Source organism: Collinsella sp. CLA-AP-H1, assembly GCF_040092945.1.
GTDB lineage: Bacteria > Actinomycetota > Coriobacteriia > Coriobacteriales > Coriobacteriaceae > Collinsella.
Window position 1 is genome coordinate 1 of the sequence record NZ_JBBNKO010000018.1, and the last position, 22,632, is coordinate 22,632.

Consider the following 22,632-nt stretch of genomic DNA (forward strand, 5'->3'; position numbering starts at 1 on the left):
GTAGAGGTCGACTATCTGCCTCTTGAACTCGTCGGTGAAATGCCTCGGGTGCCTGGGGTCCCTCATATACGGCCCTCCCGTCTCTCGCGCCCCTCCCGGAACTGTCCACATCAGTGTAGCCAATCCATGATGCACCCGCACGAGATCAGGAGGCCCGAGGACGCCTCGGGGCTCGTGGCGGCCAGGCGCGCGGCGAAGGTCAGCCAGGTGAGGGCGGCGTCCATACTGGGCACCAGCGAGAAGTACATCTCGATGCTGGAGAGGGGCCAAAGGGAGCTCAAGCCCATAAGGAGGGCCTACGAGGCATGGGTCGAGGCCGGACTTCCGCTCGATTGGGACAGGCGGGCCTTCGAGGCCGAGCGCAAAACGGATTCTAAAAAACACCTTGCCAAATAGGAGCGTCAGGACGCAAGAAACCCCCGCCGCACGAAGTGCGCAGCGGGGGTTTCTTGCATGTCCGAGGACGTTCTGAAAAGTAACACCAGGGTGGGCCCGGACGAGTACAACCGACTACAGGTCGATGTGCGATTCCTTAATCGGGAACGGCTCGGCGAAGTGGCAGGCGCAGCAGTGACCCGGTGCAACTTCCTTAAACTCGGGAAGCTTCTCGGAGCAGATACCCTGCGCGATCGGGCAGCGTGTGTGGAAACGGCAGCCGGTCGGCGGATCCAGCGGTGACGGCGGATCGCCGGCGAGGATGATGCGCTTGCGGGTCTTCTGGATATCAGGATCGGGAACCGGCACGGCAGACAGCAGCGACTGCGTGTACGGATGGTGAGGCTCGCTGTAGAGCGTCTTCCAGTCCGAAACCTCGACCATCTTACCCAGATACATAACGGCAACGCGATCGGAGATGTGCTGCACGACGGACAGGTCGTGGGCGATAAACAGATACGCGGTACCGAACTTGTCCTGCAGTTCCTTGAGCAGGTTAAGAACCTGGGCCTGAATGGACACATCCAGAGCGGAAACCGGCTCGTCGCAGATAATAAGCTTGGGCTTCAGCGCAAACGCGCGGGCAATGCCGACACGCTGACGCTGACCGCCGGAGAACTCATGAGGATAGCGGTTAATGTGCTCGGGGTTCAGGCCGACAACGTCGAGAAGCTCGCGGACACGCTCGATGCGCTCCTCCTTGGTGCCCACACCGTGAATGGTCATGGGCTCGGAGACGATCTCGCCGATGGTCATACGAGGATTGAGCGAAGCATAAGGATCCTGGAAGATAAACTGCATCTCGCGACGCATGTCCTTGATCTCATGCTTGTTCATCTCGGCAACATCTTTGCCCTGGAAAAACACCTTACCGGCGGTCGGCTTGGTCAGACGCATGATGGTGCGGCCCGTGGTGGACTTACCGCAACCAGACTCGCCAACCAGACCAAAGGTCTCGCCAGGATAAATCTCAAAAGAAATGTCGTTCACAGCAGAGACGACGCGTTTGGAAAAACGCTTGGCGAACATGCCGGACTCGGCGGGGAACTCCTTAGAGAGGTGCTCGACCTTCAGCAGCGGAGTACGCTCGTTATTGTCTGCCATTTACGCCTCGCCTCCCTTCTTGAAATCCTTGCGCGTACGGGACGTCTCAGGAGCGTTCTTGAGGAACTCGGGGTCACCGGAGTAGTGGCACGCAGAGTAGTGACCAGACTCGGTGACAACGCGCTCGGGGCGCTGCTTGCGGCACTTGTCCGTCGCATAGGGGCAGCGGGGAGAGAAGACGCAGCCCTCGGGCAGGTTCATGAGCGAAGGCGGGTTGCCGTGAATCGGCGTAAGCGGCTTCTTCTCCTCAATGGCCTGCTCCGGGATGGAACGAATAAGACCCCAGGTGTAGGGATGGCGGCTCTCGTAGAAGATCTCCTCAGCAGTACCGAACTCGACGGGACGGCCGGCGTACATGACCATGATCTTGTCGGCCATATCGGCGACAACACCCAGGTCGTGGGTGATCATGATGATGGCGTTGCCGTTCTTCTCCTGCATCTCCTGCATAAGCTCAATAATCTGAGCCTGGATGGTAACGTCCAGAGCAGTCGTGGGCTCGTCGGCAATCAGAATATCGGGGTCGCAAGCAAGAGCCATGGCAATCATGACGCGCTGACGCATACCACCGGAGAACTGGTGCGGATACTCGTTGACGCGTTTCTCGGGCTCGGGAATACCGACGAGGTCCAAAAGCTCGGTGGCGCGCTTGAGCGCCTCCTGCTTGGAATAACCACGGTGCAGACGAAGGCCCTCGCCTACCTGCTTGCCGATCTTATAGACCGGGTTCAAGGAGGTCATAGGATCCTGGAAGATCATCGCGATATCGTTACCGCGAATGTGCTGCATTTCTTCCTCGGTCATCTCGAGGATAGAACGGCCTCGATAGCGAACGTCGCCGCCCTCGATCTTTCCCGGAGGCATCGAGATAAGGCCCATGATGGTCATGGCGGTCACGGACTTACCGGAGCCGGACTCACCGACGACGCCCAAGGTCTCGCCGCGATCGAGCGTGTAGGAGACACCATCGACGGCACGAACGACGCCATCCTCGGTGTGGAAATACATCTTAAGGTCATCGACCTCGAGCAGATGCTGGCCTTCGGGAACCGGCTGGTCCTTCAGGTCCACATAGTTCTTGTTCTTCTTCATCCTTATGCGTCCTTCATCTTGACGTCGAGGGCGTCGCGCAGACCGTCACCCAGCAGGGTGAAAGCGAGCACCGTCGAGAGAATTGCCAGACCGGGCATGATCATCATCCAAGGAGCAGTCAGAAGATACTGCTGACCGTCCTGAATCATAGAGCCCCACGAAGGCGTAGGCGGAATAACGCCCATACCGAGGAAGGACAGAGCAGACTCGGTCAGAATAGCGCCACCGATGTTCATGGTCGCGTAGACCACGATGGAGGCAACGGAGTTCGGGAAGATGTGACGCACGACGATGCGAGCATCAGATGCACCCATCGCGCGCGCAGCGTCAACATAGTCGTTTTCCTTGACCGTCAAGATTGCAGAACGGAAGACGCGCGCAATCGAAGGCCAACCGAGAATACCGATGGCGATAAAGACGTTCTGAAGACCACGACCGATAACGGCGATCATGGCGACGACAAACAGCACGTACGGGAACGCCAGGAAAATGTCCGCACAGCGCATGATGATCGTATCCCAGATGCCACCATAGAAACCGGCCAGGGCACCCATGACCAGACCGATCACCGTGGAGATGGCAGTGGCCATAATACCGACGGAAAGCGAAACACGTGCACCGTAGATAACGCGAACGAGAATGTCACGACCAAGGGCGTCGGTGCCAAACGGGTGCTCGGCACACGGAGCCAGCAGCGACGTCTCGGCCATGGTGGTCGAATCGGATGCCGTCGGCGAACCGAGCCAGGGCTTAGCCCACAGATCAGCGGTCAGGGCAACCAAAACGACGATGATGATCCAGCAGACACCGATAACGGCGAGCTTGTTCTTGCGAAGACGCTTAAAAGCGTCGCCCCACAACGTGCGGGACTTGGCGGGAGCAGATGCGGCCTTGGTGGCGGTAGCCTGCTCCTGAGACTGAGAATCAGTTTCCTGCATGAGACGTACCTCCCTTAGGCCTTATCCGACGGACCGCCAAGGCGGATGCGCGGGTCGAGGAATGCATAGCTAATGTCGACGAGCAGGTTGATCACCATGACGACGACAACGATGAGCGTAACGCCGCCCATAACGATGGGCCAGTCACGCATGCTAATGGCGCGATAGACCTCATAGCCGATACCGGGCCAGTTAAAGACCGTCTCGGTCAGGATGGCGCCCGAAAGCATGCCACCAAAGTCGACACCAATATAGGTAACGACGGGGATGAGTGCATTCTTAAGCGCATGCTTGATGATGATCGCGCGATTGGAGAGACCCTTGGCCTTTGCCGTACGGATGTAATCCTGGTTCATGACGTCAAGCAGCTGCGAGCGCATAATGCGCGCAGCATAAGCGGTCGAAACCGAAGCCAGCGTAATGGTCGGAAGCACATAGTGCATCCAATCCTGATACTGAGAGCTGGAACCGCCGGCACCCGAGATCGGCATGGAGATTGCACCGCCCGTGGCGTCCTTGAGGATGACGCCAAAGAACAGCTGCAGCAACATACCGAGCCAGAAGGCCGGGACCGCAACGAGGATCGACGTGGTGAGCGTTACCAAAATATCCCAGAAGGAATAACGCTTTACCGCCGAAATGATACCCGCACCGATACCCATGATTGCCTCGAGCACGATGGCGCACGCGGCAAGTTTGACCGTATACGGATACTTCTGGGCAAAGATTTCCGTAACCGGCAGCTTGCGCTGATACGAATTGCCCAGATCGCCATGAAGCAGGCCGTTCATGTAATACAAGTAACGGTCCACGAGCGACGTTTGAACGGGGTCGCCGTTCTCGTCAAGGATCGCGTTGCCGTCCTCGTCCGTCTGGACCAGGTGATAGCGGACGCGAAGCTGAAGCTCCACCTCGGGGGACAGAGCCTTGTCTCCACCGATCAGCTTGATCGGATCTCCCGGCACGATATTCTGGAGGGCGAACAGAATCAGCGTAACGCCCAAAAACACCGGGATGAACTGAAGCACACGTTTAACGATGTACTTACCCATACCACTCCCCTATCTAGGGATTAACCTAAATGGGATGCCGATCGCCAGACCGGCATCCCAAAATTACCATCAGCCAGTTTACCCCAGGTTAGGGAGAACTGTATGTTTCCCATGAGGTCTACGTAAATACTTGACCCTCACGGAAGCTGCAAACTCTTAGGCGAGCTCAGCGGTACCCAGATCGGCGTGCTTCTGCGGATCGACATAGAGGTGCTTAATGCGATCGGAGCCGGCGATGGTGTGCGTGTAGAACATAATCGGGATGACCGGGCAGTCGGCAGCGACCATTGCGTCGGCCTCCTGCATCTTAGCGACGCGCTCTTCGTCGTCAACCGTGGTACGAGCCTCGTCGACCTTGGCGTCGAACTCGGGGTTGTTGTAACCGGAGCGGTTGTCGCCACCGAGGGAGTCGGAGTGGAACAGCGGATACAGGAAGTTGTCCATGATCGGGTAGTCGGCAATCCAGCCCAGACGACCAAACTGATAGTTGAAGTTCTGGTACTGCTCGAGCAGGGCAGACCACTCAGGGGTATCGGAAGTAGCGGTAACGCCCACCTTGGCGAGGTCGCCGATGATGGACTCCATGATCTCCTTGTGGCCACCGTCCTGGTTGTAGGACAGAGTCACGTTAATGCCACGATCGCCGTTGGCGTCAGCGGGAGCAACCTTATCGAGGTACTCGTTAGCCTTGTCGACGTCGTAGGCGCAGAACTCCCATGCGCCCTCCTTGTAGCCATCGATGCCCGGAGGAACAATGCCGTCGGCGGGGGTACGGGTACCCTTGTAGATGGTCTTGCAGATGGCCTCACGGTTGATGGCCAGGGAGATGCCCCTGCGCAGGTCGGCGTTGTTGAACGGCTCGGCCGTGTTGTTGCAGGTCAGGTAGTAGGTGGAAGGCTCGGAGCCGAGCAGCATGCGCTCGCCGTCGCCCATGGTGTAGCCGTCCTTCGACACGCCGCGGTCCTTCTTGGCGGCATCGATCTGAGCAACGGGAACGTCGCAGACATCGAGGTTACCAGCCTGGAACTCCTTGTAAGCGGTCTCCATATCCTTGATGACCTGGAAGTGGATGCCATCGATCTTGGCCTTGTCGCCATAGTAATCGTCGAACTTCTTGAGGTTGATCTCCTGACCATCCTCCCACTTGCCGTCCATCATGAACGGGCCGTTACCGACCGGTGCAAGATAGAAGCTCTTGGCATCGGACTCGGCGCACTCGGGAACCGGGGCCAGAGCCGGGTGAGAGGCGACGAAGGGGAAGTCGGCGTAAGCGGAAGCCAGCTTGACGACGAGGGTCTTATCATCGGGGCAAGTAACACCGCTGAGCTCAGTAGCGTTACCGGCAAGCAGATCGTCATAGCCCTCGACCATGGAAAGGTGATAGGAAACCTCGGACGGACCATACTCGGTAGCGATGGCCGACTTGGTGTTGACCAGACGCTCCCAACCGAGCTTGAAGGACTTGGAGGTAACGTCGTCACCGTTGTGGAACTTGGCCTTCTTGATCTTGAAGGTAAACTCGGTGGCGTCGTCGTTGGCCTCGAAGGACTCGCAAGCCAGCGGAACGATCTCGCCCTTCTCGGCGTCATAAGAGGTCAGAGCGTCAAAGAGCTGGTACTCGACCTGAGTGCCCTGGTCCTCCTGGACATTGTAGGGGTCGATGCAGACCGGGTTGTTGATGTAGAAGTTCAGCGTCGAACCGGACTCAGAACCGGAAGTGTCGCCGCCCTTCTTGCCGCATGCGGCAAGAAAAGCCATGGAGCTCGCAGCGAGGGTACCGCCGACAAAGGCGCGACGACCCATAACGGGCTGGTGGAACATAGAATCAGCCATGCCATCCTCCTTATGAGATAGGACAAAGAAATGTTCAGTCGGACATATGTCGAGACAATCCGATCCGAACCATCAAAACGCCGCCCGCTGCTATGGCTGGTTATGCACAACGGACCAACGTTTCGCAATACAGTAGCGCATTTTATGCACGATTTGGGGCTAATTCCGGTCAACGGTCGAGATTTTCTTTAGTTGGGCGAAGTATGTGGGGATATTTTGACTCTGTTACAAATATGTAAACAAAAAGGGTCCCGCGCCTGCGGAACCCTTTTCAAGTAATTATGCGGCTCGTGCTTAGAAGCCGACGATGCCCTGCGGGAAGAAGAACATGCACAGGACGACGCACACGGCAAAAACGACGGCCATAATTACCGTCAGGCGATCGAGATTCTGCTCCATGACGCCCGTGGCAGAGCTGGAGTTATACAGCGAGCTGGCGATCATATCCGAAACGCCGGTGCCCTTACCGGAATGCATCAGGACGAGAATCGTCAGCGCCACGGCTGAGACAGCCCAAACGACAAACAGAAGAATCTGAAACGGACCCATAGATAAGCTCCTTAATAGAACAATTCAAACTCCAGTACTGTACCACAACCCCCAGCACTCCCCCATCAGCCATTTGGTGACGAGGTAGAAATAGCGCAAAAAAGGGGGTTGTCCGGTTGTGGACAACCCCCTTACTAGAAAACGATATTTGTTTTCTATTAGGCCTCGGTGGCGAGCACGCGACCCGTCATCTCGGCGGAAGGCTCAATACCAGCCATGGTGAGCATGGTCGGAGCGATATCGGAAAGACGACCGTCCTCGATACCGGTGAGCTTGGCCTTCTCATCAACGATAATGAACGGCACACGGTTGGTGGTGTGAGCCGTGAACGGATGCTTGGAACCGTCGGAAGCAACGTCAAACATGTGATCGGCGTTGCCGTGATCGGCGGTGATCAGCGCAAAGCCGCCCTTGGCGAGAATCGCCGGGACAACCTTGGACAGGGCATCGTCAACAGCCTCGACGGCCTTAACGGCGGCGTCGAAGACACCGGTGTGACCAACCATGTCGCAGTTCGCGAAGTTCACGATGTAGAAATCAGCGCGATCCTCGTTAATAGCGGCCACGAGCTTCTCGGTAACCTCGGGAGCGCTCATCTCGGGCTGCAGATCGTAGGTAGCGACCTTGGGGGAAGCAACGAGCACGCGCTCCTCGCCCTCCTTGGGCTCCTCGATGCCGCCGTTGAGGAAGAACGTCACATGGGCGTACTTCTCGGTCTCGGCGGTGTGCAGCTGCTTCAGGCCATTGGCGGCGATAACGTCGGCCAGGACGTTCTCGGGGAACGTCTTGGGGAAGGCGACCTCGACGTCAAACGTCGGATCGTACTCGGTCATCGTCACAAAGTGCGAGAGCTTAATCTGCTCGCGCTCAAAGCCGTCGAACTCCTTGTCCGTGAACACGCGGGTCATCTGACGAGCGCGGTCGGGACGGAAGTTGAAGAAGATGGCCGCGTCGCCCTCATGGATGCCCTCGTTGTGGGCAGCGAAGGGCTCGACGAACTCGTCGCCGCGCGGATCCTTCTCGTAGTAGGCCTTGATACCGGCAACAGGGTCGGTATCGGCATCGGACGCGTTGACCATGACGTCGTAGGCGCGCTGGATGCGCTCCCAACGGTTGTCGCGGTCCATGGCCCAATAACGGCCCGAGACGGTGGCAACGCGAGCGTCGCAACCGGTCTCCTCGGAGATCTTAGCCAGGAAGGCGCAGAACTCACTCATGTAACCGGCACCGGACTGCGGGTCAACGTCGCGACCATCCATGAAGGCGTGGACGCGAACGGTCTTGACACCGTGCTCGGCAGCCATCTTGACCAGAGCCTCGACGTGGCTCATATGAGAATGAACACCGCCAGGGCTCATAAGGCCCATAAGGTGGAGAGTCTTGCCGTCAGCCTTGACGTCGTCCATAGCCTTAACGAAGACCTCGTTCTTGGCGATGGAGCCGTCCTTGATGGCATTGTTGATGCGCGAAAGCTCCTGGAACACGATGCGGCCGGCACCGATGTTGAGGTGACCCACCTCGGAGTTACCCATCTGGCCATCGGGAAGGCCCACGTCCTCGCCCGAAGCGCCGAGCGTGGTGTGGGGGTACTTCTCGTACAGGCTATCGAGGAAGGGCGTCTTGGCAGCAGCGACGGCGTTCTCGCCATCGGCCGGAGCCAGGCCGCAACCATCCATGATGATCAGGAGTGCAGGAAGATGACGCTGTGCCATATGTCCTACTCGCCTGCCTTGACGACCATAGAGGCGAAGTCGGCAGCCTTGAGCGAAGCGCCGCCCACGAGGGCGCCGTCAACGTCGGGCTTGGCGACGAGCTCGGCAATGTTGCCAGGCTTAGCGGAACCACCGTACAGGACACGGATGCCGTCGGCGAGCTCCTCACCGAACATCTCCTTGAGGGTCTCACGGATAGCGCCGCAGACCTCCTGAGCGTCCTCGGCGGTAGCGGTCTTGCCGGTGCCGATGGCCCAGATGGGCTCGTAGGCGACGACGACCTGCTTGGGACAGGTGATCTCGAGACCCTCGAGACCAGCCTTGACCTGGTTCACGACGTGCTCGACATAGGTGCCGGCCTCGCGGACCTCAAGGGACTCGCCGCAGCAGAAGACGGGAACAAGACCGGCGGCAACGAGGGCCTTGGCCTTCTTGTTCTGATCCTCGTCGGTCTCGTGGAAGTAATCACGACGCTCGGAGTGACCGATGATGCAGTAGGTGCAGCCAGCGGACTTGAGCATGTCGCAAGAAGACTCACCGGTGAAGGCACCCTTGGCCTCCCAGTACACGTTCTGTGCACCGAGGGCGATGGGGGCAGCCTGAATGCGGTCATGAACCGTGGTGATGTCGATGGTCGGAGGGCAGACGAGCACCTCGACGCCAGCCGGAACCTCGGGCAGAGCCTGAGCCAGCTCGTCGGCGAGCTTGGCGGCCTCGGCGACGTCGTTGTTCATCTTCCAGTTACCAGCGATAAGAAGGGTGCGATTAGGCATCGAGAAGCGCCTCCACTCCGGGCAGGGCCTTACCCTCGACGAGCTCCATGGAAGCGCCACCACCGGTGGAGATCCAGCTCATCTTGTCGGCCAGGTTAAACTTGTTGACAGCTGCGACGGAGTCGCCACCGCCGATGATGGAGGTGCCGCCGTTGGCCTTGAGCTCGGCAACAGCCTCGGCAACGGCCTTGGTGCCGTGCGCGAAGTTATCGAACTCGAAAACGCCCATGGGGCCGTTCCAGAAGACGGTCTTGGCGCCCTTGATGGCCTCGGCGTAAAGGGCCTCGGTCTTGGGGCCGATGTCCATGCCCATGCGATCCTCGGGGATGGCGTCGGAAGCGACAACCTCGCCCGTAGCGTCCTCGCCGAAGTGGTCGGCAACGAGGTTATCGATCGGGAGCAGGATCTTGACGCCCTTGTCCTCAGCCTTCTTGAGCATCTCTGCAGCGCGCTCGACCCAGTCCTCCTCTTTGAGGGAGGTACCGACGGTCTTGTAGCCCTTGGCCAGGAAGAAGGTGTAGGCCATGCCGCCACCGATGATCAGGGTGTCGGCGGAATCGATCAGATGATCGAGGACACCGATCTTGGAGGAAACCTTGGAACCGCCGACGATAGCGACGAAGGGGCGCTCGGGCTCGGCGAAGATGCCGGTCAGCGTGTCGACCTCCTTCTCGAGCAGGAAGCCAGCGACGGCAGGCAGGTAAGCGGCGGGGCCCACGACGGAACCCTGAGCGCGGTGAGCGGTGCCGAAGGCGTCGAGAACGAAGATGTCGCCGTAGGAAGCGAGCTTCTTGGCGATCTCGGGATCGTTCTTCTTCTCGCGCTTATCGAAACGGACGTTCTCGAGAACGAGGACCTTGCCCGGCTCGACAGCCTCGACGGCCTTGGCGGCCTCCTCGCCGTAGGTGTCCTGGACGAAGCTGACGTCGAGACCGGAAAGCTCGGCGAGCTTGGCGGCAACCGGCTTGAGCGAAAGCTCGGGCTCGAAACCAGTGCCGGCAGGACGGCCAAGGTGGCTCATGAGGATGACGCGAGCGTTGTGCTCGACGAGATACTTGATGGTGGGAAGGGCAGCCTTGATGCGGGTAGTATCGCCCACGACGCCGTCCTTGATAGGCACGTTGAAGTCAACGCGGACGAGAACGCGCTTGCCGTCGACATCGATGTCGCGGACGGTCTTCTTGGTAAAGGCCATGTTTGCTTCTACCTTTCGTACATGTGTGCACGTATGTGCGCACGGTTTCCAATAAAAAAGGACGCGACCCCAGAGCATAAGCCCTTAAAGGCCGCGCCCTTCTTTAGACGCTCAACGAGCTATTCGCTAAAAGCCAAATTAAGCAACGAACTTCTCGAAGTACTTGATGGTGCGGACCATCTGAGAGGTGTAGGAGTTCTCGTTGTCGTACCAAGAGGTGACCTGAACGAGGGTCTGGCCGTTGCCGAGGTCAGAGCACATGGTCTGAGTGGCGTCGAAGATGGAGCCGTGGGTCTCGCCGACGATGTCGCGGGAGACGATCTGGTCCTCGTTGTAGGCGAAGGTATCGGGGATGGTCTCGGCGTAGGCCTTCATGGCAGCGTTGACCTCGTCGACGGTGACCTTCTTGTCAACGACGGCGTAGAGGTTGGTCAGCGAACCAGTCGGCGTCGGGACGCGCTGGGCGGCACCGATGAGCTTGCCGTTGAGCTCGGGGAGAACCAGGCCGATGGCCTTGGCAGCGCCCGTGGTGTTCGGGACGATGTTCTCGGAGCAGGCGCGGGAGCGACGGAAGTTGCCCTTGCGCTGCGGACCGTCGAGCGGCATCTGGTCGCCGGTGAAGGCGTGGATGGTGGTCATGATGCCGGAGACGATGGGGGCGAAGTCGTTCAGGCCCTTGGCCATCGGGGCGAGGCAGTTCGTCGTGCAGGAGGCAGCGGAGATGATGTTGTCATCAGCGGTCAGCGTCTCATGGTTGACGTTGTACACGATGGTGGGCAGATCGCTGCCAGCCGGAGCGGAGATGACGACCTTCTTGGCGCCAGCGTTGATGTGGGCCTGAGCCTTAGCCTTGCTGGTGTAGAAGCCGGTGCACTCAAGAACGACGTCGACGTCGAGGTCGCCCCAAGGCAGGTTGTTGGCGTCGGCCTCCTTGTAGATCTTGATCTCCTTGCCGTCAACGGTGATGGAATCCTCGCCAGCGACGACCTCGTGATCGCGAGCATAGTTGCCCTGCGTGGAGTCGTACTTCAGCAGGTAAGCGAGCATATCGGGAGAGGTGAGGTCGTTGATAGCGACGATCTCGGAGCCCTCATGACCGAACATCTGACGGAAGGCCAGACGACCGATGCGACCGAAGCCGTTAATAGCAACCTTTACTGCCATTGTGTCTCCTTTCGTAAGGCCCCCGCAAGCTACAGCGCCCGCCGTTGAGGCCCACAAACTAACCACTCGCCTAATATACCTTTTTTTTGACTTGAATTTCACGAGAATGCTCGAAATTGAAAAGCAAATTTGCGTTAAAACGCTTTAAATACTAAAATAGCAGCTAAATCCATATATAAGTCGTTACTTCAAACTACCTGTTTGCTTCAATGAGCTTTTCAAGCCGTAAAACACGATGGTAGAGGGCTGACTTCGACAAGGGAGGGTCAGCCATCTCCCCCAAATCACGCAGCGACAGATCAGGATAGCGCTCGCGCAGGTCGCAAAAGACCGCCAAGGCATCCGGAAGCGCATCGCGAAGGCCACGCTGCTCGAGCTCATCGATAAGCGCAAGCTGATGTTGGGCAGCACCGGCGCTTCTGGTCTGGTTGGCGAGCTCGGCATTCACGCGACGGTTCACATCGTTCTTAACCAACTTGACCGCGCGCGCCTCCTCAATCTCGGCAACGCTGCGCTTGGCACCAATCAGCTTTAATAGATGCTCGATTTCCTCGGCGCTCTTAATGTACACGGCATATGACCCCCGCCGTGCATTAACACGAGCATGGACCCCAATCTGCTCCAACAGATCGCAAAGTCCCTTGGCATATTGCTCGCCCTGCACAGCGATCTCCAAATGAAAATCGCCGCGTGGATCGGCCACGAAGCCGCCCGCGATGAGCGCGCCGCGGATATAGGCAAGTCTACAGCAAGGACGGGCAACGATATGTCGGGGTACGCCGGCGACAAGTCCTCCCCTACGGTCGAGGATACCCAGCAGAACCAAGGCCTTATCCAGGTCTGGCTGATCAGGCAAGGTGATGAGGTAGTTTCGAACCTTATGCAAGACAGATTTGCGGACGGTGAACTCCGTTTTGAGCTTAAGGATACGATGCGTCAGCGTGATCATCGTGCGCGCGACGGCTCCCGTCTCAGTCGCAACCGTCAAACGATACCGCCCAGAGCCGGCAAGCGAGAGCGTACCGCTCACGCGCGTGAGGGCGGCAAGCGTCGACAAGTCGCAGTATTCACATTCGGGTTCGCAGCGCGCAAGCTCGTCGCGCACCTCAGCGGTAAACGACATGCAGGCCTATGCCTTCGTGTTGGCGCGCGACAGGTCGCGGTGGGAAATGCTCACATGATACTGAGCGCCTTCCAGGTAACGGGCCGTGGCCTCGGCAATGGCAACGCTGCGGTGCTGGCCGCCCGTGCAGCCGATGGCGATAGAAAGCTGCGGCTTACCCTCCGCGATATAGCCCGGCATCACCGTATCGAGCAGCTGTGTCCAAGCCTTCCAAAACTCCTGCGTCTTGGGATGGTCCAGAACAAAATCGGAGACCTTTTTATCGAGACCGGTCATCGTGCGCATCTCGGGATCGTAGAACGGATTGGGCAGGAAGCGGACGTCGATCATAATGTCCGCCTCGACGGGCATGCCGTGCTTAAAGCCAAACGAGAACACGTGGACGTCCATGAGCTGCTGGTCGGACAGCTCGGAAAATGCCATACGTAGCTTGTTGCGCAGCGCAGAGGTGCGCAGACGGCTCGTGTCGATAATCATATCGGCTCGGTCGCGCACGCCCTGAAGCTGAAGGCGCTCGCGCTGAATGGCATCGGCCGTAGTCTCCCCCGGCTTGGCAATGGGATGACGGCGGCGATTTTCGCTGTAGCGACGAATCAGCACCTCGTCAGAAGCCTCCAGGAACACGATGTCGCAGCTCATCTCGCGCTCTTCGAGCGCGGCGACCGCATCGAGCAGCTCGTCAAACAGTCCCTGGCTACGCAAATCGCAGGTGACGGCGAGATGCCTGCCCACGCCCGTATTGATGCCGACGAGCTCGGCAAGCTGGGCGATGAGACGCGGAGGCAGGTTATCGATGCAAAAATAGCCCATGTCCTCGAACACGTGCATGGCCTGTGTGCGGCCCGATCCGGACATTCCGGTGATGATGACGATATCGGGGATGCGCTCCGAGCGCTCCGCCGCATCCATGGCATCTCCCTTTTGCATGTGTTGCCTCCCGAAAACAAGCGCGGGACCCAGCAACCCGGATCCCGCGCGGTCAATTGCCTATATTGAGTATACCGCCCCGAGCGGATACGAGGCTTGTCTTACGCCTCAAGCGCAGCCTTGAACCAACTCGTAATACTCGTGGGGTGCGTGATGGCGGTGCCGACGACAACGGCCCAGGCGCCAGCATCGATCGCGGCGCGAGCCTCCTCGGGCGTGTGCACGCGGCCCTCGCAGATGATGGGAAGACCGGGGAATTCCTCGGTCGCCTGACGCAGGAGCGGCAGATCGGGGCCATCGGCCATGGTACAGTCGATGGCGGCGACACCGTGAGAAAGCGTGGTGGATACCAGGTCGAAGCCCATATCAACCGCACGGCGAATGTCCTCGATAGTGGCACAATCCGCCATCAGGAGCACACCCTCCTCGTGCAGCGGGCGGAAGGTATCCTCGACCGTCTTGCCGTCGGGGCGCGGACGATCGGTGGCGTCGATCGCCACGATATCGGCACCGGCAGCAACGCAGGCGCGAGCGTGACGCAGCGTCGGCGTGATATAAACGCCCTCGTGCCCATCCTTCCACAGGCCGATGACGGGAACCTCACAGCGACCCTTAATGGCGGCAATGTCGGCAAGGCCCTGGCAGCGAATGGCGGCGGCGCCACCGAGCTCGCAAGCGCGAGACATTTGAGCCATGGTCTCGGGCGTACGAAGCGGCTCGCCCATATACGCCTGAACGCTCACGACGAGCTTGCCCTTCAGGGATTGAATCAAAGGATCGACGGTCATAAGACTGTAACCTTTCTCAGAACAGCCTCCCGAGGCGTGTTGTCTCGGGAGGCTCCTACAGAAGATACGTTTACTTCAACGATGCAAGAAGATGCTCAGCGGCACCGATGAGCGGAGCATCGCCCTCCAGAGAACCGATGAGGATCGGCGTGTCCCGAAGCGGATCGAGCGCCTGGCTGGCATAGCCCTCGTGCACCGAATCCTTCCACGTCTGCGAACGCCAATCGGGACCTTGGTGAATCACGCCACCCGAAAGCACGATGACCTCAGGGTCCAGGATGTTAGCGAGCGAGCCCAAGCTAGCACCCAGCGCAAAGCCGGCGTCATGGATGACCTCGGTCGCCTTTGCGTCGCCCGCACGGCACAGGTCGTTCACATCGCGACCGACCGAAGGACGGCTGGGGTCGACGCGACCAAAGCGCTCATCGTACATACGACCAATGGAAGTGCCCGAAGCAACCGACTCCAGATGGCCGGAACGCCCGCAGGCGCAGGGAATGCCGGCGGCAGCCGAGCACTCGATGTGGCCCATATGACCGGCAGCACCATGGAAGCCCTGCATCACGCGGCCGTTCTCGACATATGCGCCGCCGATGCCCGTACCGATGCCAAGACACAAGACGGAGAACTTGCCCTTGCCGACGCCCCAGTGGGCCTCGCCCAGAGCATGAGCCTGCACGTCGCCTACAACGGCAACGGGAAGACCGAGGTCCTCGCGCAGACGCGGCCCCAACTGGACGCCGGACCAGCCGGGCATGATCTCGTTGGCATACGCGATGGCGCCCGTCTTGGGATCGACGACGCCGGCGGCACCGATACCGACGCCAAGGACCTCGACATCGGGATTCGACTCGAGAGCAGCCTTGATGGACGCCTCGATACGCTGGAAGACGGCCTCGCCGCCCTCTTGGGCCTCGGTGGGAACCTCGGCCTCAAAAACGGGATGAGGCACGCTACCGTCAGCCAGGTACTCCATAATGGCGGTCGCAATCTTGGTGCCGCCGATATCAACGGAGCAAATGTACTTGTTCTCCATGTCGCTCTCCTTAAGAGATAAAAAACAACTACAGGAAATGAAGGCTGCGTTATCGCCGCAGCTTGGTAAAGGTTTCCCGGGTGCCCGAGGTTGGGGTGAAAGCGGTCGGGCGTTTACCTAATGGGTCACGCTCGACCGCTTGAGCCCCAAGATCGGGTGCCCGGGGAAGCTTTACAGGAGACCGTTGTCCTGGAGGACCTTCTTAATCGCCTCAACGTTCTCGCCGGTCATGGCCTTCACCGGGCGCGGCATGGTCGGGCTGTCGAAGATGCCCATAAGGTTCATAGCGGTCTTGAAGGCGCCGACGCCACCGGCATAGCCCTGGACGCCCGAGGTGACATCCCAGATGTGCGAAATCTCATTGAGGCGATCCTGCTCGGCCTTGACGGTAGCCCAGTCACCAGCCTGAGCGGCCTTCCACTGACGCACGTAGCCCTCGGGCTCAACGTTGGCGAGACCCGGGACGGAACCGTCGGCGCCACCGAGGTAGGCGCCGTCGACAACAACCTCGTGACCGGTGAGGATGCTCATCGGATGGCCGTTCTTCTCGTTCTCCTGAACGAGGTAGCGGAACGAGATGTCATCACCCGAGGAATCCTTGACGCCAGCAAGGACGCCCTCGGCGCCGAGCTTGGCAAGGAGCTTCCAGGGAAGCTTGGTGTGAACGCAGACGGGAATGTCATAGGCGAAGATGGGCAGGTCAAGCTCCTCGTGCAGGATACGGAAGTGCTCCTCGACCTCGGTCATGCCCTGCAGGGCATAAAACGGGCAGGTGGCGACGAGGGCATCGGCGCCCAGCTCCTGGGCGACCTTGCCGTGCTCGATCATGCGCTCGGTCTCGGTATCGATGATGCCGACCAGAACAGGAACGCGGTGGTCGACGATACGAACGGCCTCGGCGATAATCTGGCGACGGCGCTCGTCGGTGGAGAAGACGACCTCGCCCGAGGATCCCAAGAAGAACAGGCCATCGACGCCGGCATCGATCATGCGGTTGATGCTGCGCTCAAAGGAGGCAACGTCGAGCTGGTGATCTTCGGTATCGGGAACAACGACGGGAGGGATAACGCCGGTGAATTTCTGAGTTGCCACAAGAATCTCCTTAGCTGTCTGGCGGGCGGCCCTATGCCACCCACTCTTGTTGGCAGTGTCCAGGCCGTCTAGGCCAAAGAACACGAGTAGAACGTTTGGTTAAAAAAGTCGACGACTTCGTTTTCGAACGCATTGATGCGCTCGTGAGCGTATTTTGCATAGATGATATGCCTCCGGTCACACTCAAGACCGTTGAATACGGCAAACTGATCCTTAGGATCGCTCACGGTATCCATAAGCGATGTGCCCATGAGCACCGATCCGCGCACCCGAGACGACAGCGCCTCGAGGCCACCAGGAAGCGGATTGGCAACCGCCGTGCAGGCAAGGCCCCGCTCGTCCAGAGCAGAAACCGCCAGCGCGACTCCGCCGCCAAGGCCCTCGCCCCATGCAAAGATGCGGTCGGGGTCCATGCCATCAAGATTGCGCGCCACCTTCGCCAGCGCGCAACCCCAACGGACGCGCTCGACAAAAGCGGGCGAAGCAATCCCCCGCCGCAGGTCGTCCGCACCAGCAACATCGTCATCCAGTGCAAGCACGGCATACCCCATGGCGGCAAATCTCGTCATGTGATGCCAGCCGCGCACAGGCCGATCGATGTCGTGGAACATCAGGCACAACGGCACGCGCTCAGATACTCGGACACGACCGACAGGCTCGATCAAACGAGCGTGAATCGCATCGTCACCGAGCTCAAAGGAGACCTCCGAGTAACGGGCGCAGGGGTTAACAAAGTCAATCGCCGTAATGGCCAGGCCTTGAATCTCAAGATTCGAAGCGCATGTCTCTAAATCAGAAACATCTGCTTGGACATCACCGCGCCAGTCCCGATATTCTGCGAGCCTTGACGAAACCGTTCCAGGAATTCCCACGAGTCCGGGGACAATCAGCTCGTCAACATTGCTCTCGCACTTAGACATGAGCCTCCCCTACCTTGCAGAAAAACGGAATAATCAAATCGTCAAAATCCTGAATCTCCTCGTGGCCAAAGCCTTCAAAGAACTCATGACGCTTTTCGCAGGTCAGGTTGTTATAGACCGCAAACTGCGTCGCTGGCGGACAGACGATATCGGCTGTGCCAGTGCCAAACAGCACGGGGCATTCGACCATAGGGGCAAAGTTCTTGGAATCGAAGTACGCCAGCTTGGCATAGGCTTCGTCAATACGAGTCGAGTCCTCGTCAAACCAGCGAGACCAATAGCGCAGGCCCTCGTAGGCAATGTCGTCGGCATCCAAATCCCAGACCAGGCGGAAATCTGACAGGAAGGGATAGAGGATGGCGGCACGATTGATAAGCTCGCTGTTAAGCGCACAGGTCGCAATGCCCAAACCGCCGCCCTGCGACGCGCCGTTCACAAACACACGCGCAAGATCGATGCCCTCGAGCTCGCGAACGATGCGGCACAGGATGCGAATATCTTGGTGCAAGCGGACATAGTAGAGGTTGGCCGGGTCGCCGTCGATACCGGCGACGATATGACCGGCAACCGTTGTGCCCTCAAATCCACCAATATCCTCGGAGGGACCTCCTTGGCCGGGGCAGTCGAGGGCGATGAGTGCCATGCCCATGCCCGCAAACGACGCCTGCTCAAACCAGCTGCGGCTTGCACCCGGATACCCATGGAACTGAAGCACCAATGGCACGGGCTCGTCCGAGACGGGTTTAAGGTACTTGGCATGCAGGCGCGCGCCGCACATGCCGGTATACCAGAGGTCGAAAAGCTGGCAGGTCGCGGCATCGGCGACCGATGCCGTCTCGATCGCATAGTCAAGCCCGACGGCGTCGGCCTCGGCCATGCGATCCTTCCAAAAGAGATCGAAATCTGATGGACGGGGCATGGCGCCTCGATATTCATCAAATTGATGTTGTAGCTCCTGAGCACTTGGCATGGCTCGTGAACCCAACCTTTCGAAATCGCAACGGAGGTGCGCCCGGCAAGGGAACCGGGCGCACGGGAGGGAAAGCGAGGCTACTCGCCGAGCTTGGGATGCAGCAGCGACGGCGCAGCGCCGAGCAGCATCTTGGTGTAGGGGTCCTGGGGGTGCTGGAAGACCTGCTTGGCCTCGCCCTGCTCGACGATCTTGCCGCCATTCATAACGATGATGTCGTCAGAGATATAGCGGACCGTCTGGATGTCATGGCTGATGAACACCATGGCCAGGCCGAGCTCCTTCTTAAGGTCGGTCAGCAGGTTCAGAATCTGCGCGCGGACCGAAACGTCCAGAGCCGAGGTGGGCTCGTCGGCGATGATGGCATCGGGGTTCAGCGACAGGGCACGGGCAATTGCGACGCGCTGACGCTGGCCGCCCGAAAGCTGGCCGGGAAGAACCTCGGCAGCGGAGCTGGGCAGACCGGTGAGCTCCAAGAGTTCCTTGACGCGCTTCTCCTGCTCGGCCTCGGTACCCAGGTTGTGGACGCGCATGGGGTCGAGCAGCTGCTCGCGAACGACCATGCGGGGGTTGAGCGCCGTGGCCGGGTTCTGGAACACGACCGAGATGACGCGACCCATGTGGCGACGGTCCTCGGCGGTACGTTTGGTAACGTCCTTGCCCTTAAAGTAGACCTTGCCGCTCGTGGGGGCCTGCAGGCCGCACATGACGTTGGCGGTGGTGGACTTACCGCAACCGGACTCGCCGACGATGCCAATCGTCTGACCGGGCATGAGCTTAATCGTTACACCCTGGACGGCGTGAACCAGGTTGGGATGCAGAATCGAGCCGGTACGGGTCCTAAAGGTGACGTGGACGTCATCAAGGAAGATGATCGGCTCGACGCCGTTTACTGCGGTCTCGCTCATCTACATCACCTCCGCGTGAGGGGTCAAACCATTTGCCTTGAGCACCTCGTCGGGGAGCTCGGAATAGAAGTGCTCGGTGCCGGGCACGCGCTTGAAGACCGGACGGGTGTCCAGGCCAATACGCGGATGGCTCGAGCGGGGCGCGAAGCGATCGCCCTTGGGGAAATCGCGCGGGCTCGGAACGGCGCCGGGCACCTGGTGCAGGCGGCCCGAACCGCTCTCGATGGACAGAACGGAACCCAGAAGACCGCGGGTGTACTCGTGGATCGGGTTAGTGAGCAGCTCCTTGGTGGGTGCCTGCTCGATAACCTGACCGGCGTACATAACCGTGATGTTATGGGCAACCTCAGCGACCAGAGCCAGGTCATGCGAAACGAAGATCATGGCAAAGCCGAGCTTGGCCTGAAGATCGTTGAGCAGCTTGATGACCTGCTTCTGGACGGTAACGTCCAGAGCGGTCGTGGGCTCGTCGCAGATGACCAGCTTGGGGTCGCGGGTAAGGGCCATAGCGATCAGGACGCGCTGACGCTGGCCGCCGGAAAGCTCGTGCGGATAGCTCTCGAGCGTGCGCTTGGGATCGAGGCCGACGAGCTCCAGGAGCTCCTCGGCGCTGCGGGTTCCGCCGCGCTTGGTGAGCTGCTTCATCTGGGCAGAGATGAGCATGGAGGGGTTGAGCGAGGACAGGGCGTCCTGATAGACCATAGCGATATCGGTACCGCGCAGGCCGAACCACTCCTTCTTGCTCATCTTGAGCAGGTCACGGCCCTCCCAGAGGACCTCGCCGGAAAGATGCTCGTCATCGTCGGTCAGGCCCATGATGGCCAGCGTGGTGATGGACTTACCGCAACCGGACTCGCCCACCAGGCCCATGGTCTGACCAGGACGAACGTCAAAGTTGACATGGTCGACGACGTTGATATCACCGTGATGCTCAAACTGAATGCAGAAGTCACGGACCGAGAGAATCGGTTCGACAGACTCGTCGGGCACGTGGCGATCGTCACGCTTGAGCTCGACATCGCGCAGGGCGCCAAGGCGAGCGGAGAGGGACTGGGCCTGCTCCTTGTAGGCGCGAACGGGGTCGGAGACCAGCAGGTCGGCCTCGCGACGCTTGGAGGAATCGGTAGGATCCAGGGCGGCGGAGGGAGCAGCGGCCATGGCGTCGGTAATGCCCTCGGAGAGGATGTTGAGCGCCAGGCAGGTGATCATGATGGCCAGGCCCGGGAACAGCGCCTGCCACCAACGGCCGGCGAGCACGCCGCCGCGGGCGTCGGCGAGGATGTTGCCCCAGGTAGCGGTGGGCTCCTGGATACCAGCGCCGATGAAGGTCAGCGAGGCCTCGAAGATGATGGCGTCGGCGACCAGGGTAACGGTGAAGACCATGATCGGGGCGATGCAGTTACGCAGAACATGCTTGATCAAAATCCACGGAGCCTTGGCGCCGGAAACGATGACCGCGCGGACATAGTCCTCGCCGTACTCGGACACGATGTTGGCGCGCACGATACGGGCAATCTGCGGAGTGTACATAAAGCCGATGGCGAAGATAATCGACGGCACGGAGTTGCCCAGGATGGAGACGAAGACGGCCGCGAGGGCGATGCCCGGGATGGACATGATGATGTCCAGGATACGCATGATCGTCTCGGAGACGGCCTTGCGCGAAACCGCTGCAAGGGCGCCCACGACCGAGCCGCAGACCAGAGCCATGGCAGTGGCGCCAAAGCCGATAATCAGCGAGTAACGACCACCGTAGAGCATACGCGACAGAATGTCGCGACCCTTATCGTCGGTACCGAAGATAAATCCGTTGCCGGGAGCCTGGCGAGCCGTAAAGATCTCGACCGGGCTATAGGGGGCAAGAAGGGGCGCCAGGATCGCAGTCAGGGCGACCAGCACCAGCACGACGGCGGCAATCTTAGAAGACAGCGTCATCTTCTTCCAGCCACCGAGCTTGAGCCCCTTGGAGGCAGCCTTCTCGAGCTGCTCGGTTTGCTTCTCTCGAATCTTTACCATAATCTACACCGTCCTGATGCGCGGGTTGATGAGCAGGTAGAGCATGTCAACCACGATGTTGATGATGATGAAGGCAAGAGCAACGACGATAACGACGCCCTGAACCAGGTTCGCCTCGTTGCCCTGAACGCCCTGCAGAATCGCGGTGCCCATGCCGGGGAGGTTGAAGATAACCTCGATGACGACGGCGCCGCCCATGAGGTAACCGATCTTAAGACCGAGGGTGGTGACCGGGGTGATCAGCGCATTGCGAAGAACGTTGATGCCGACGACGACCTTCTCGGGAACGCCGGCGCCGCGAGCCATACGGACATAATCCTTGTCGAGCTCCTCGACCATGGCGGTACGCACGATACGAGTCATCTGGCCCGTCAGCGGAAATGCCAAGGCGATGGCGGGCATGATCATACGTCCCAGATAGCCAACCGGATTCGTGGTGAAGTGAGGCAGAGCACCCGATGCCGGGAGCACCTTAAGGTAGGAAGAGAACAGCAGGATCAACAGAACGGCAAGCCAGAACGACGGGGTTGCCAAGCCGGCGATGGAAAAGACACGGATCACTTGGTCCGGCCATTTGTCGCGATACAGTGCCGCGATGACGCCGAGCAAAAACGAAACGACCGCACCGATAGCGAGACCGATAAAGGTCAGCTGCATCGTGACGGGCAGGGCCGTGGAGATGCGCTTGGCAACGGAGTTGCGAGCAGCACCATAGGTGCCCATGTCGCCATGGATCAAATCGCCCATATAGCGCACGTAGCGCACGGGCCAGGGGTCGTCCAGACCATACTTCTCATGGTACTCGGCAACCGCCTCGGGCGAGGCACCGTCACCCAACGCCGTGTAGGCGGGGTCGGTCTTGGAGAACGACATAAGGAAGAACACCAGGACGGTGACGCCCAATGCCATGATCGGCAGCGCCACAAGACGCCTTCCAATCAAACGTAGCAAGTTGTTCACGTTCTCTCCCCTTTCTTTTGTCGGTAGGACCAACTGGTATATGAG

The 22,632-nt window shown here is 59.5% G+C and carries 21 protein-coding genes; 1 reads left to right on the plus strand and 20 read right to left on the minus strand.

Going from position 1 to position 22,632, the window contains the following annotated elements; all coding sequences use genetic code 11:
* On the plus strand, positions 1-396 hold a 396-nt coding region (locus AAAV44_RS08795; protein WP_349115361.1), incomplete at its 5' end, for a helix-turn-helix transcriptional regulator.
* Between the two features lie 114 nt (positions 397-510).
* Here the strand turns inward: AAAV44_RS08795 and AAAV44_RS08800 are convergent.
* The 20 genes from AAAV44_RS08800 to AAAV44_RS08895 form a co-directional block, all read right to left on the minus strand.
* Positions 511-1,539: a dipeptide ABC transporter ATP-binding protein gene (locus AAAV44_RS08800; RefSeq protein WP_349115362.1), complete on the minus strand. Its 1,029-nt coding sequence runs from the start codon at positions 1,537-1,539 to the stop codon at positions 511-513.
* Complete coding sequence (locus tag AAAV44_RS08805; RefSeq protein ID WP_349115363.1) at positions 1,540-2,631, minus strand: ABC transporter ATP-binding protein; 1,092 nt, start codon at positions 2,629-2,631, stop codon at positions 1,540-1,542.
* A 2-nt stretch (positions 2,632-2,633) separates the two neighbouring features.
* Positions 2,634-3,569: an ABC transporter permease gene (locus tag AAAV44_RS08810; RefSeq protein ID WP_055310513.1), complete on the minus strand. Its 936-nt coding sequence runs from the start codon at positions 3,567-3,569 to the stop codon at positions 2,634-2,636.
* A gap of 14 nt (positions 3,570-3,583) precedes the next feature.
* Complete coding sequence (locus AAAV44_RS08815; RefSeq protein ID WP_349115364.1) at positions 3,584-4,621, minus strand: ABC transporter permease; 1,038 nt, start codon at positions 4,619-4,621, stop codon at positions 3,584-3,586.
* 156 nt (positions 4,622-4,777) lie between these two features.
* A complete protein-coding gene (locus tag AAAV44_RS08820; protein ID WP_349115365.1) occupies positions 4,778-6,454 on the minus strand; it encodes an ABC transporter substrate-binding protein in 1,677 nt (558 codons plus the stop codon).
* A 294-nt stretch (positions 6,455-6,748) separates the two neighbouring features.
* Entirely contained in the window at positions 6,749-7,003 is a 255-nt protein-coding gene (gene secG, locus AAAV44_RS08825) for a preprotein translocase subunit SecG (protein ID WP_349088682.1), read from the minus strand.
* Between the two features lie 158 nt (positions 7,004-7,161).
* Complete coding sequence (gpmI, locus tag AAAV44_RS08830) at positions 7,162-8,715, minus strand: 2,3-bisphosphoglycerate-independent phosphoglycerate mutase (protein ID WP_349115366.1); 1,554 nt, start codon at positions 8,713-8,715, stop codon at positions 7,162-7,164.
* Between the two features lie 5 nt (positions 8,716-8,720).
* A complete protein-coding gene (tpiA, locus tag AAAV44_RS08835) occupies positions 8,721-9,488 on the minus strand; it encodes a triose-phosphate isomerase (RefSeq protein WP_271743380.1) in 768 nt (255 codons plus the stop codon).
* Positions 9,481-10,683: a phosphoglycerate kinase gene (locus AAAV44_RS08840; RefSeq protein WP_349115367.1), complete on the minus strand. Its 1,203-nt coding sequence runs from the start codon at positions 10,681-10,683 to the stop codon at positions 9,481-9,483. The genes tpiA and AAAV44_RS08840 overlap by 8 nt, the downstream gene beginning before the upstream one ends.
* 138 nt (positions 10,684-10,821) lie before the next feature.
* A complete protein-coding gene (gene gap / locus AAAV44_RS08845; RefSeq protein ID WP_117848743.1) occupies positions 10,822-11,847 on the minus strand; it encodes a type I glyceraldehyde-3-phosphate dehydrogenase in 1,026 nt (341 codons plus the stop codon).
* A gap of 193 nt (positions 11,848-12,040) precedes the next feature.
* Positions 12,041-12,970 carry a DNA-binding protein WhiA gene (gene whiA / locus AAAV44_RS08850; RefSeq protein WP_022094879.1) on the minus strand — a complete coding sequence of 310 codons (930 nt, stop codon included), beginning with the start codon at positions 12,968-12,970 and terminating at the stop codon, positions 12,041-12,043.
* Between the two features lie 6 nt (positions 12,971-12,976).
* The gene (gene rapZ, locus AAAV44_RS08855) at positions 12,977-13,897 is read right to left on the minus strand and encodes an RNase adapter RapZ (protein WP_022094878.1); all 921 of its coding nucleotides are present in this window, start codon (positions 13,895-13,897) and stop codon (positions 12,977-12,979) included.
* A 101-nt stretch (positions 13,898-13,998) separates the two neighbouring features.
* Complete coding sequence (locus AAAV44_RS08860) at positions 13,999-14,685, minus strand: N-acetylmannosamine-6-phosphate 2-epimerase (RefSeq protein WP_022094877.1); 687 nt, start codon at positions 14,683-14,685, stop codon at positions 13,999-14,001.
* Positions 14,686-14,755: 70 nt separating this feature from the next.
* A complete protein-coding gene (locus AAAV44_RS08865; RefSeq protein WP_349115368.1) occupies positions 14,756-15,721 on the minus strand; it encodes an ROK family protein in 966 nt (321 codons plus the stop codon).
* Positions 15,722-15,892: 171 nt separating this feature from the next.
* Positions 15,893-16,813, minus strand: a complete 921-nt coding sequence (locus AAAV44_RS08870) for a dihydrodipicolinate synthase family protein (protein ID WP_035138887.1) — start codon at positions 16,811-16,813, stop codon at positions 15,893-15,895.
* A 68-nt stretch (positions 16,814-16,881) separates the two neighbouring features.
* A complete protein-coding gene (locus AAAV44_RS08875; protein ID WP_349115369.1) occupies positions 16,882-17,733 on the minus strand; it encodes an acetylxylan esterase in 852 nt (283 codons plus the stop codon).
* Entirely contained in the window at positions 17,726-18,703 is a 978-nt protein-coding gene (locus AAAV44_RS08880) for an acetylxylan esterase (RefSeq protein WP_349115370.1), read from the minus strand. The genes AAAV44_RS08875 and AAAV44_RS08880 overlap by 8 nt, the downstream gene beginning before the upstream one ends.
* Positions 18,704-18,783: 80 nt before the next feature.
* Positions 18,784-19,611, minus strand: a complete 828-nt coding sequence (locus tag AAAV44_RS08885) for an ABC transporter ATP-binding protein (RefSeq protein ID WP_006236159.1) — start codon at positions 19,609-19,611, stop codon at positions 18,784-18,786.
* A complete protein-coding gene (locus AAAV44_RS08890; protein ID WP_035138893.1) occupies positions 19,612-21,627 on the minus strand; it encodes a dipeptide/oligopeptide/nickel ABC transporter permease/ATP-binding protein in 2,016 nt (671 codons plus the stop codon).
* Between the two features lie 3 nt (positions 21,628-21,630).
* Positions 21,631-22,587, minus strand: coding sequence for an ABC transporter permease (locus tag AAAV44_RS08895; protein WP_035138896.1), 957 nt, complete (start codon positions 22,585-22,587; stop codon positions 21,631-21,633).
* Between the last annotated feature and the right edge of the window lie 45 nt (positions 22,588-22,632).